The sequence below is a fragment of the Stenotrophomonas sp. S39 genome, assembly GCF_016624665.1.
GTDB lineage: Bacteria > Pseudomonadota > Gammaproteobacteria > Xanthomonadales > Xanthomonadaceae > Stenotrophomonas.
This window is the reverse complement of sequence record NZ_JACVTT010000001.1, coordinates 42,867-53,920: the sequence shown is the minus strand read 5'-3', so window position 1 is coordinate 53,920 and position 11,054 is coordinate 42,867. Positions and strand designations below refer to the sequence as shown.

Sequence of the window (11,054 nt, the reverse complement as noted above, 5' to 3'; positions counted from 1 at the left end):
TTCCCGCCAGAAGCAGACATCGTCGTGGTGGCTGGCGCCGCGCGGACCAGCGCCGCCTGGACCTGCTACTGAGAATCAGCGGCCACCTGGTCGATAACCGCGCTGGCAACGAACAGGTCCTGAAGCGAGATTCCGGAGCTGTCGAAAACCGTAACGGAATCGCCAGTGCTCCTACCTTGGGCAGTTCCAGTGAGCACCCTGCCAATTTCGGTCAGCACGGCCTGCGGAACGTGCTGGAATTCCCCAATCCTGCGCGATTGATCCGAGAGGTCGCAGAAGAGCTCGGCGCGCAACAGCAGCTCTACAGGAAGCTCCTGTTTCCCTGGCGCGTCAGAACCCATGCTGGAAATGTGCGTCCCCTGCTGCACCCAATCAGCCTCGAACAGCGGTGCGGCCGCGTTGGTGGCGGTAACGATCATGTCAGCTGTCCTGCAGGCTGTTCGAGCGTCACTGAGCTCAGCAGGAATACGGGACTGCTGCAGGCCATTGACGAACGACTCGGCACGCCGCGGGCTACGGCCAACGACCAAGACACGTTAGATCGGGCGCACGCGTGCGATCGCTTCAACTTCGTACCGTGCTTGGTGGCCGGTCCCGAAGACGGCTAGGACCTTCGCATCGTTGCGGGCCAATGCATGCGTGGCTACGGCATTCGCTGCGGCGGTGCGATAGGCATTCAGCTTGGCACTTCGACTACGGCAGCGATCCGCCCCTTTGATTGATCGAAGAGCAGCGTGGTCGAACTGTGCCTGGGCAGCCCCACTGTATCGTTGGTCGGGAAGTAGGACCCGATCTTCAGCCCTGCTCGTCCACCTCCAGCAGACGATTTGATAGTGAAGCGATTGGTGGGCTCGGTGCCATGCCCGTGCACCACCGGGAACACAGCAGCGTCTCCACCGCTTGCGGCGATGAGCGCGTCCCGGACGGCATCGAAAGCAAGTGCATGGCTGGCGATGGCGGCCGACTGCGCTTCAGTAATGACGATCATGGCGATCACCAGCCCCCAAAGCGCGGCCAGACGTCTACAACATCGCCGCCGGTCGATACCGCATGGTAAGCACCGTGCTGGGCGGCGGTGGCACAGGCGTGGTTGGGGATGATTCGCAGCCTTGAGCCCAAGGGCAGATCGGGAAGCGCGGCGTCGCTGCCCGGTCGAACTTCGACGATGCCGTGCTCCTGGTTAGCCTGGGTAACAATCAGGTCGGGGAGGATGTCACCGTTGCTGTGCATACCAGGCCGTAACCTTGGTCGACCACTTGGCGCGCGGTACCACGGTCCCTAGAAAGGCCCCCCCGCCCTACGTGCCCCTGACTGCGCGCAAACACTTCGAGGCGTTATGGCCAAGTCCCTGAAGTACTCGCGCATTCCTACCGCAGATGAGATCGCTGCCTTCAATGGCATGCACTGCCGAGTGAAGTATCACCACGCCGTCAGTACGGGCTGGCGTTGCCCTTGTTGTGGTCGAACGGCTCAACAGTTGATCCGCTGGACGGAGATCCGTGGGCCCGCGTGGCGCAAGGCGTATGGAGATGAGTATGGAATGGGGTTCACCGTGACTCTGGCCGAGCATCACTGCCATGGCGACGGCCGATTCCCGCCAACACTGATCTGCGGAGACTGCAATAGCGCTGACGGAGCGGCCAAGCGCAAGTGGCGCCTTCCTGAAAGTTGGTCATTCTCTCCGGAAGAGCTATCTCTGTTCGTCACCGTCGCGCCGCATAGCGGGGATACGCACATCGATCAGGAATTGGCGCGGCAGATATTCGAACGCAAATCCAGAGGGAATTTTCGCTAGTTCATCCTTTAGAGGCATAGCTGAAGCCGTTGAGCTGCAGAGGTGGCTCAGGGTTTTCCCGTGCGTCCGCCGGGGAGCGAACTCTGCTCTCCAGTGACATGTAAGTCGTGCTCGGTAGATTCGGTCAGACAATGGTGGCACTGCTGCCATCGATACCGCGCAGAATCATTGATCCCTCGACAGGGCTGTCAATCCGCTCATAGTCGATTAATTTGATAAGTAGAGGAATCGTCCCAACGACCATGCCCGCTATCAGCACTGCGTGATTGACCTTGCAGCAGTATGTGGAGTCAGTCGCTCGATCAGGGAAATCGACAATCCCCTCAACCCTAAACTCCGGCAGTTCAGCAGCTACTTTGCGACCGCTCAGCACGTTATAGAGCATCCCAATTGCCGTGATGTCGTCCGCGACGAGCCGAGTGCCAGGGGGAAGCGTGAAATCAGACTTGAGCTGACGCGTTATGCACTGGAGGCGACAGAGGTCGCGGACCAGGCGGAGCATCCCTCGCGCTGGAGACTTAGTGTTCGAGAGCGGCCACACCGTTCGAGTTCGACTGAAGCTGGTGTCCAGTACGAACCCATCCTCTAGGAGGGCCGCTGTAGCCCATGTGCCAAATTCGGCCAAGCCAGGGGCCCGAGCAAGTGGCCCATTGCTGAACTGCGACATGTCGAGACCCAGCTTGAAGATGGACCTTGGCGGGTCGTTGCTCAGGTCCACGCGAAGCTCAAACATTGCCGATGTGAGCCCGCGACTGCGCATCGTCGCGCCTGCGGTCCCATGATATGCATCGACTGCTATCTCCATGGAAGGGGCGGACATCGCCGGGCTCACTCCGGCTACCAGGGTAACGGTCCCTGGCTTTCCGTCTCGATGGATGTCAACTTTTGCTGGCTGCAGTTGGTCAAGTTGAAGCTCGCTGAACAACGGCGAGCCGGAAACCTTCATGCCTTCAAGTTCCATGGACACCGGCAGTCCGAACTTCAAGGCGTCCTCCATTGCTGCCGCATTCTCGAGGTCGCGATGGACCATCTCGATAGGAACGGAGAATCCGGCCTGAGCTGCCATGAGGGTATATGTCTCAGACTCACCGTGTGTAGAGACCGCGACGGAGAGTCGTGGGTCAAAGGAGCTAAGGTATTGCCCCCTCTTCCGTGCGAGCTCGGCCACTGCTCCGTGCACGGTCTCAATCGGGGCTAGCACCTTGTCGAGATAGGCCATAAAGGCGTCCTTGTCCTCCAATCGCTGCGCAATGTCCATGCCCAGAGAAATCTTGCCTTCGCCTTCAATTCGATCGCGGTTGGACTCCGCCCACCGTTGAGCATGCAGCCAGTACAACACCCCATCGGCAGTGGATCGAACAATGAACACCGGATGGGGATTGGCCAAGCACTGCCGCAACCTCGCCTTCTTTAACGGAGCGGTGATTCCTCTGCGGCTAGGGCGGGCGGTACCTTTACCTTTGACCTGGACGAGAAAGCGCTGGCCCTTATATCGACTTGAGTCCGGCTGGACAAACAAGTCGTACCCGATGTCTTGGCCATCCTCCGCGGTTGCCCATCCCCAAGCAACAAACATCTGCTTGGTGGCGAGTTCGGCCAGCTCACCGGTCCGCATGTTCTGAGGCAAATCCATCCAACTATCCTCCTGCTAGTAGCTTGATCATAGTTGCCACGAGGCAATCTGGCGCAGACTGGCGGATGCGAGGGTCATGGGCCAGGTGCCGTCTCTCGATGATGGGTGTCTAGGGTCGCCGCCACCAGTTCACGGGCGACCCGCGTGGCGGTCATGCGCGAGTAGCCTGCGTCGCGCGCTAGGTCGAACGGAGTCCATGGGACGCTCCTAAGGATGCCGCCCTCCTCCAAGTCGGGCTCCGGCCGAGCGGCGATCAGAGCCGCTTGTGCCGGATGGCTCAGCTGCTCCCCAGCGGACAGGGACACCTGTGGAGACGAATCGCGCTCGCGCAGGCTCATCAGGAAGCTCGGAGCGAACAGCTGGCTGTCATGCACAACGAAATCCACACGAGACTCGATGAGCCCAGAGTGGATGTGGGGCGACACCCCCAAGAGCACGAAAAGGACCCTCACGTGGCCTTTTCAGACAGACGATGCACCTGCCCGATCGGCTGAGAAGGTGGCATCGGCTCCACCTGCGTTGGGACGTTGGCTAGCAGCACTCGGTGGCCCAGCAGATCAATCTCGGCTAGGTCGGACAGGCTGGCTATGAATCGGGGCCGGGAGCGCGCCGTGGAACTGGCCAGTGTTCGAGCTCACCGACCACGTCGGGCAGTATTTCCTTGAGGTAGCGAGCAGTGGCATCGAGGTCGTTCATAAAGGCGACCGCAACATCGACTTTTAACCGTAACACGTGCCGGTTACGGTTAAATCTATCTGTTACAGTCCCGCGCACGAACGCATTAAGGGATCGCCTGGTGCTAACGCAATAGCCAACGATCGTCATTGAGGGGCTGTAAGGCATCTATGTAAGTCCGGATCAAGCTGATCGCCCCATACGTGATGCGCTACTCGCAATCGACGTCCGCTTTCGGCCAAGAACGGACGCCTGATTAGTCTTATAAGTTCTTGCAGATCACCAACCACCCCTGGTAGCTACTTTGCGGTGGGTTCGGCTGTGTGCGGTGGATTTGTCTTTACGGGACGTCTCTGCGGGGCCATCGCAGCCATCACGCGCACCGATGAGGCCGTCGCTGCCGGGTCTAGACGCTGGCAGCCCTCATGGTCAGGCGTGATTCTGGCTACCTGGCTACCTGGCTACCCCTCCTAAAACTCCACCAAAGACCCCAACGGTTGTTCGTCTGGACCCGGCCCGAGGGAATTGGGGCAATGCGGAAGCTTTGGTAGCCGATAGACGGGAGCATGCCGCCCAGCTTACGCCTGGGCGTAGCATGGCTTGCGACGCCGTCAGGTCGTCAGATGGGGAGAGACGATCAGCGATAGCTGATCCACGGCCGTGATTCTTCCGTGTAGGTCGTAGCCAGCCCGAGCGAAACCCGTCCAGTCCGAGATCGCAACCTTTCCTAATTCCATCTGGTCCACACGGATCCAGTGCATCGACCAGTATGGGAACTGGCGACGCCCCACCCTCCCCCGATTGAGCTCGATAACGTTCTCGTGGGACGTGGCGCCGTACACGCGCTGCAGGGCTATACCAAGGCCATCCTCCGGGCCTTCGATGTACTGTAGGAACCTAATACCGTCGAACAGAAGCACCCCCGTCACGCCGGCCTGCAGGTTGAAGGCAGCTGCGTTCGTAACAATCTGATCGATCTCGCGGGCATCGAGATCCAGCGCCTCACTGACATATGCCACTGCACGAATTGGCATGGACCAGCCTTTGTTGAACAGAATTCGACTATACGAAGGGCCGTGTCGCCCGTACGTGAGGCTGATCAACCTGAATGCGCAGAACTCAAAGCCTTCAGTCGTCGAGTATCAGGTCCCGAAGTGGAGCAAGCATTCAGCCCTCCGTCTCAGATGGGGCCAAGGTCTTCGATGGATGCATGCCCTCTGCGAAGCGAGGCGGCCAACAGCCTTCCTCCGGCAACTCGCCGCCCTATCGCCTTGTTCAACCACTGTGCCTGATGGCGGCCCGCCTCCAGGATATCTCCCGGTTCAAAGCTGTCGCTCCTACCTTGCAACGGCTCTCCCGGTGAAGCCACGCCGCCTACAAGTGGCTGCACCCAAGTGAATTCCCTGCCCGCGGTCTTGGCGTATGCCGTGGCTTCCATGTGCCCCGCCTGCGGGGACCATCCACCCAGGACGAGCTCGGTTCCCATAGCCTCTGCATCCATCCCTGCTTCACGGGCGGCTTTCTCGTAGGCAGGCCAAAGTTGGTCAATCACCAGCCCCAGCTCTCTGCCGAGCTGCTCAATGCTGAAGTCAGTGCGGAAGCTCGCCTGAAGCCCCAACTGATAGATGCGCAGGAAGAACTGTGCGCTTCCGCGGGTCGCCAATACAATGTTGTGCTGGGGGATAAGGAGGACCTTTGCCCCTACTGAAGGAAGCGGACGTTGTCGATGAGTACCTCGCTAGCATTCAAGAAGTGAAAGCCGGAAACTTTGGAGCAGGCTTCCCTGATTTTCTCCTCGACCCTGTCGATGCTGTGCCCGTAACTCTCATGATTGCCCGCCACATAGATCACCGGCGTCCCAGAAAAGCTCTTACTAGCCCATTGAACCGCACGGTCTCCGGTGTCGATATCGCCTGCCAGGACTACTGCATCTGGCTTGCAGATCGCCAAGTCTGGTTGCACGCGATCCATCAAGTGCCTCCTGCTCGCGTCTGACGTGCCCCAAAGTTCACGGTGAAGATCGAAGAGGATGAGGATACGCATGCGCTTGCTCAGAGTGCTCCGGGTGGGCTCAATCTCGCTGGGAACACTCTCACAAGGCCTGTGATTCAACGAATCAGGCTGAAATGGGAGGTACGGGAGCCGGCAATTTGACGCCCTGAATATCTGAAAGTTAGATAGACAGCCTATTGGCAGATTGATATCCTGACAACTGGAAGCGCGATTTGAGGGCTCTGTGGCCTATGTCGTTCACCAACCGACCCTCATTACGCCTTGGCCAGAACTGGACGAATTTGTTCGTTCTATTGGCCCATTCCTCGCCTGCGCGTGGTGCGCGCTGGAGCGTTCACGAAGCATAAGCTCGCCGGTCGCTTCGGGAGGCTTGGCTTCTGATGCATTGGATACGCTTGCAACGCTCCAAGTGCTGCGTCGTAGTCCAATTGAAGATCCTAGGTCTGCGGCTCGGTCGCTGTATGAGCCATTGGCTTGGACCTATCAGTCATCCTGGTCCCGCCCAGATGCGAACCTGGAGGCACTGCTAACAGGTTCGCTCAAGAGATGGGCTGGAGAGTGCCACTCTGGCGTAAAACGCAGCTTGGGAGTTTCCCTTAGCAGGAGCGAAGCTCGGGCCTATCTTGCCAACCTTCTCCGAAAGCACCGCCTGAATCCGTCTTTGGGCGACTCCTTGCGATCAACTCAGCTGGCGGAATGGGAGGCACTAAGCCTCGGTCGAAAGCGATACGTCCTCTGGGCTAGCATGCGGAACGCCTCGCCGGACTTCCTGCAATCCGACATGGACGGAGAGTCCGCTCGTCGCGTGCTTGATCGAGAGATCGGCAAAACGATCTGGTGGCTGCTCGGTCGAGCCCAGTCTGGATCGCTAGCATCCACAGATTTCTGTTTCCTGCCAGGCCACGGCTGGCGCCAGCCGCTCATGCTGGACGTTGCGATGGAGACATTCCTGCCATTGGGTAGACGGTACTGGCTGGAACCTGTCGACAGTTGGCCGCTTTAGTCCACACCACAAGATGCATGCACTACCCTTCAGACAGCAGCTTCAAACTCAACGCGGGCAGCGAGCAATACGCGCTGTGGATCGGCGAGCAGAACTTCGGCCGGCGGGAAACCGGCGAGCAGAACGTGGGGGGATAGGAACCACTCGAGCTCCCCCCATCCGGTAGTGCGGCCCTGGCCATGCGATTCGCGCTGGAACGGCCCGAAGTCGCGAAGGATCCCCAGGATCTCAGCCAAGTGATCTGCGGGGCGGCCATCGAGATGGAACTGCCAGCTGGGGTAGCGATAGCTCGGTGTCGGGTGGGCGATGTACACGCCTAGTAGCCGGCCCTCGCGGCGCATCTCGCCTACTCGTCCGCGGTGAGTGTCAGAGAGCGGGCCGAGCATTGTGCTGACTTGAGCGGCGCTGAGCCCTTGCGCTGCTAACGCCTCGCGCTGCATGGCTGCGTCGCGAAGGATGTGCACTGCTTTCTCCGAAGTGTCTTTGACGGCAGGAGTGGCGCCCGTGTCGACCTGGGGCTTTGGTGGCCAGTCCTTTGAAGATCGGTTGCGAGGCTTCATGGGGGCGACCTTGTCGTGACGCAGTTAAGAGTCTGTCCGCATGTTCAGCGTCGCGGATAGTTTGGTCTGGTGTACGTTGCCAGCCCGTATAGCAAGGCGGCGTGTCATTCCTGTGCCTACCCTCCCCTGTTTCTGGCATTCCGGTTCCCTAGCCAATTGGCGCGTCCAGGCGCTTTTTGATCTGGTCAAGGGCGGCAGCCAAGCCACAGTCGCTTGGCTTGTATGGTGCGCCGAACAACTCAACTTCGATCCAGTACTCCTCCTGGCCAGGGTGGACGTACGCTTGATGATCGTCCAAGAGGAGAGCTTGACCTAGGCTAGTAGAGATGTTGCTTAGATCCTTTGTCGCCCCACTCCAAGCGACGTACGGCAGATGGGCAAACCAATCAGGGGCGGAGCCCTCTGCCACAAGTAGGCTGGCAATCTTCCGGAAGGCTGGTTCTGGTACGGTCGTGTAGATGACCAGGCGCTCAAATCGTTCCCTGACCGCCACAAGAAATGGATAGAGTCCGGGTCTGGGAATCTGGCTGACCGCGTTCGAAATCAGCGTGCCTTCTAGGTCCAGCGCAAGGATGCTCGGTTGCATAGGTAGCAGACTCTACGTGAGGGGAATTGTCAGCAGGCGGCCCGGTAGCACTGCACGCTGTCAGTGACCGGGCTCCATTGATTCAGATGTCTGCGAATCCGTCAGCTTGCTTCAGCTGGTACTCCAGCTGCTCGATTGCCTTCTGATGATCTACCTTCAGATAGGGCTTATCACTGAAGTCCAGCGCCGAATCAGGAACTACACTGAGTTCAACGCGCGTCGTAGCTGCCTGGCGGATGGCCAACGTCGTCCAGGTCTCATCTCCCTTTACAAAGCCCACTTTGAAGCGAGCAGTCACCTGGTGGCCCGGTTTGAGGCCATCAATAGGGCGGAAGTCACTTAGCACCCGTGATTGCGCAACTGGCTGCGGTTGGCCATCTATGTAGAGCTTTGCCAGCCAGCTGGCTTTGCTCAAAGGTAGTGATGATGCATTGGCGATACGCGCTTCAATGATCGGCGTGGGACCAAAGAAGCTGCTCTCGATCGCGAATTTTTCTTCACTCGTCTTGATCTTGCCTAGCTCTAGGAGAAGCGGCTCCTGAGCTTTTGCTTGATCTCGCAAGGACTGGATGGACTTAGGGCTCTGTTCCCTCACGGCCTTCACTTGGCTCCGCACAACTTCCCTGATGGATGCATTGGGATATCTCTGATTGAGCTTCTCCAGGTCCAGCCCAGCAACCGCCCAGTTGAAGGCCTCTCTCTCGTGAGGAGTCAGTTCTGCGTCAATGGCATCGATTGAAGCCCGGTACTCTTGCTGGCTTCCGTTTGTAACCATCTTCTTGTCTGCCGGCCCGCCGCAGGCTGTCGTTAGAGCCGCCACGCCAAGAAGAAGGCCAAGTCGGCCTCCGGCTAGCGCGTTGCGGCGTTGCTGCTGTTGGTTCATGGATCCCCCTTGTGTGAAGTCGTCAGAATATCGGGTTTTTAGATATCTGAGAACTGGATATAGGTTCTGAGGCCGCTCAACGACGTCGCGGCCATGGCCAAGTCCATCCATCGCAAGGAGTACGCTGCCCTGATTGAGGCTGTCAGGGAAGCTCGCGTGGCTGCTGGACTGACTCAAGTCCAGGTTTCACAGAAGCTAGGGCGCAGCCAGTCTTTCATCAGTGACGTGGAGACGGGCAAGCGCAGGATCGACGTCGTGGAGCTACGTGACATTGCTCGACTGACTGGTCTGTCGTTGGGAAAACTCATCGCCGACTTTGAACGGCGCATCAAGAGCTGACGGTTGCTCCTTTCCTGCCGGACGTCTGCGCCGTACCAGTAGGCTCACACCCCAAGTGTGGCGAGACTGCCTTTCCTGTTGACGCCATGGCATCGGCTATTCATTGCCCTAGACAAGCAGTACCCTGTTCAGAATTTATGCGGGCGTCAGCGCGCACCAGGGGTGTCGTTGCATTGCGCTTGGATCGCTGCAACGGGCGGACATATGCTTGCGCGGCCGGCAGATGAGTGCGACCACATCGTATTTGCGTCGTAGCTGATGGCCCGTTCTTACTAGAGCCGAGATGGGTATGACAGACTACGAGGAGCTGGCGGGCCCAGCGCTGCGGACATTCTTTCGCCTGGCCCAGGAATGGTCTCTTTCTGAGCGCGAGCAGTCCATTCTCCTTGGCGAGCCAGACGCTGATGCACTTGCACTTTGGCGACGCGGTGATTTTGATCTGGTTAGCGCTGAGGTCCTGATGCGTATTTCACTTCTGTTGGGCATCTACCGTGGGTTGCATACCGTCTTTAGTGACCGAAGCCAAGCCAATGCTTGGGTTGGTCGAGTGCAAGTGGCGGGGCTATTCAAGGGCACTTCGGCATTGGCGCACATGCTGGGTGAGGGCGTGCCAGGGGTACGCCGTGTGCATGGCCGCGTTCTTGCATTGCTTGACTGACCAGATGCCGATTCAGTGCGTCAGTAGCTTGCTACGCCACGGTAAGCGGATACTTCCATTCAGCCCAGGGGCGCGAGGTTCACTGCATCAAAGGCTAGCCCGCTTCTTGCCTCGATGTGAACGCCCAAGCTTCAGGAAGACGTCTTCAACCTTGCTTGCAAGCGGCGACAGGCCTTCTGCCATAAATCGATACTCATGATCTCTGATCTTGCTCCTCCAGACTGGAACTTCCATTCCTGCTGACAGGGCCAAGCCCTTCGCCGGTAGGCCAAGCTTTCCGTCCTCAGACGCCGCAATGTTGATCGTGAAATTGGGCATGTAAAGCTTGTACACCGATAGTCCGTCGACATCGTGACGAATAGGATTCATGGACACTTTTCCGAGGTCTCCAAGGACTACCCGAATGAAGACCTCGGGACCGTCTTCGATCGTAGACTGCCGATTGATGAGCCTTTTGCTGATCCAGTCAGTCAATGGGCTTTGGTCAATCTCCGGGGTGAAGCCGGAGAGGGCTGATCGCAGCAGGGTCTGCATCGCGAAGGTGTGGAGCTTCCCGCGTCACCCCTCAAGGTGGGTAGTTGGATGGAGTTGTGCCTATAGCCGATCAGTCCATCTAGTCTTAGGGCGTGTCTGCGGAAGTTGATTGCTTCCTCATCGAAGGGATGGAGAAGAGCTTCGCACTTTCCACATACGATCCGATCACGCAATCCGGCGGTTACAAGGGACACAAATCCTCGGTCCGGGCGAGCGGACACGAGTTCGCCGCCGGCAGCCTGCTCCTTTGACATGGATGCTGGATAGATGTGGCTGTTAGCCAGTCGTGGCACCTGAACTCCGCACAATCCGCACACCTTCATATTGCCTCTCCACGCGCGTATCAAATCAACTCAATAAGGGGCTGCGAGACCT

The 11,054-nt window shown here is 58.6% G+C and carries 13 protein-coding genes and 1 pseudogene; 3 read left to right on the top strand and 11 right to left on the bottom strand.

What is annotated here, in order from left to right; all coding sequences use genetic code 11:
• Positions 1-65: 65 nt before the first annotated feature.
• The 3 genes and pseudogenes from IAE41_RS00275 to IAE41_RS00260 all read right to left on the bottom strand — a co-directional run bounded on the left by IAE41_RS00275 (position 66) and on the right by IAE41_RS00260 (position 1,230).
• A pseudogene (locus tag IAE41_RS00275) lies at positions 66-632 on the bottom strand (hypothetical protein).
• A gap of 44 nt (positions 633-676) precedes the next feature.
• Positions 677-988, bottom strand: a complete 312-nt coding sequence (locus IAE41_RS00265; protein WP_200731541.1) for a hypothetical protein — start codon at positions 986-988, stop codon at positions 677-679.
• Between the two features lie 5 nt (positions 989-993).
• Positions 994-1,230: a hypothetical protein gene (locus tag IAE41_RS00260; RefSeq protein WP_200731540.1), complete on the bottom strand. Its 237-nt coding sequence runs from the start codon at positions 1,228-1,230 to the stop codon at positions 994-996.
• Between the two features lie 106 nt (positions 1,231-1,336).
• On the opposite strand from IAE41_RS00260, the gene IAE41_RS00255 reads away from it, so the two are divergent.
• On the top strand, positions 1,337-1,795 hold the full coding sequence (locus IAE41_RS00255; RefSeq protein ID WP_200731539.1) for a hypothetical protein: 459 nt from the start codon (positions 1,337-1,339) through the stop codon (positions 1,793-1,795).
• A gap of 124 nt (positions 1,796-1,919) precedes the next feature.
• On the opposite strand, the gene IAE41_RS00250 is transcribed toward IAE41_RS00255, so the two are convergent.
• The 7 genes from IAE41_RS00250 to IAE41_RS00220 all read right to left on the bottom strand — a co-directional run bounded on the left by IAE41_RS00250 (position 1,920) and on the right by IAE41_RS00220 (position 9,148).
• Entirely contained in the window at positions 1,920-3,428 is a 1,509-nt protein-coding gene (locus IAE41_RS00250) for a DUF4365 domain-containing protein (RefSeq protein ID WP_200731538.1), read from the bottom strand.
• 1,286 nt (positions 3,429-4,714) lie between these two features.
• Positions 4,715-5,137 (bottom strand): BLUF domain-containing protein, encoded by a 423-nt coding sequence (locus IAE41_RS00245; protein WP_200731537.1) that lies wholly within the window; start codon positions 5,135-5,137, stop codon positions 4,715-4,717.
• Between the two features lie 146 nt (positions 5,138-5,283).
• A complete protein-coding gene (locus IAE41_RS00240) occupies positions 5,284-5,766 on the bottom strand; it encodes a hypothetical protein (protein ID WP_200731753.1) in 483 nt (160 codons plus the stop codon).
• Between the two features lie 38 nt (positions 5,767-5,804).
• Positions 5,805-6,146: a metallophosphoesterase gene (locus IAE41_RS00235; protein WP_200731536.1), complete on the bottom strand. Its 342-nt coding sequence runs from the start codon at positions 6,144-6,146 to the stop codon at positions 5,805-5,807.
• Positions 6,147-7,148: 1,002 nt separating this feature from the next.
• Positions 7,149-7,679, bottom strand: coding sequence for a hypothetical protein (locus IAE41_RS00230; RefSeq protein WP_234458185.1), 531 nt, complete (start codon positions 7,677-7,679; stop codon positions 7,149-7,151).
• A gap of 148 nt (positions 7,680-7,827) precedes the next feature.
• A complete protein-coding gene (locus IAE41_RS00225) occupies positions 7,828-8,265 on the bottom strand; it encodes an NIF family HAD-type phosphatase (RefSeq protein ID WP_200731535.1) in 438 nt (145 codons plus the stop codon).
• An 82-nt stretch (positions 8,266-8,347) separates the two neighbouring features.
• Complete coding sequence (locus IAE41_RS00220) at positions 8,348-9,148, bottom strand: hypothetical protein (RefSeq protein WP_200731534.1); 801 nt, start codon at positions 9,146-9,148, stop codon at positions 8,348-8,350.
• 93 nt (positions 9,149-9,241) lie between these two features.
• On the opposite strand from IAE41_RS00220, the gene IAE41_RS00215 reads away from it, so the two are divergent.
• Complete coding sequence (locus tag IAE41_RS00215; RefSeq protein WP_116862248.1) at positions 9,242-9,487, top strand: helix-turn-helix transcriptional regulator; 246 nt, start codon at positions 9,242-9,244, stop codon at positions 9,485-9,487.
• Positions 9,488-9,776: 289 nt separating this feature from the next.
• Positions 9,777-10,145, top strand: a complete 369-nt coding sequence (locus IAE41_RS00210; protein ID WP_200731533.1) for a hypothetical protein — start codon at positions 9,777-9,779, stop codon at positions 10,143-10,145.
• Between the two features lie 87 nt (positions 10,146-10,232).
• On the opposite strand, the gene IAE41_RS00205 is transcribed toward IAE41_RS00210, so the two are convergent.
• Positions 10,233-10,679: a hypothetical protein gene (locus IAE41_RS00205; protein WP_200731532.1), complete on the bottom strand. Its 447-nt coding sequence runs from the start codon at positions 10,677-10,679 to the stop codon at positions 10,233-10,235.
• Between the last annotated feature and the right edge of the window lie 375 nt (positions 10,680-11,054).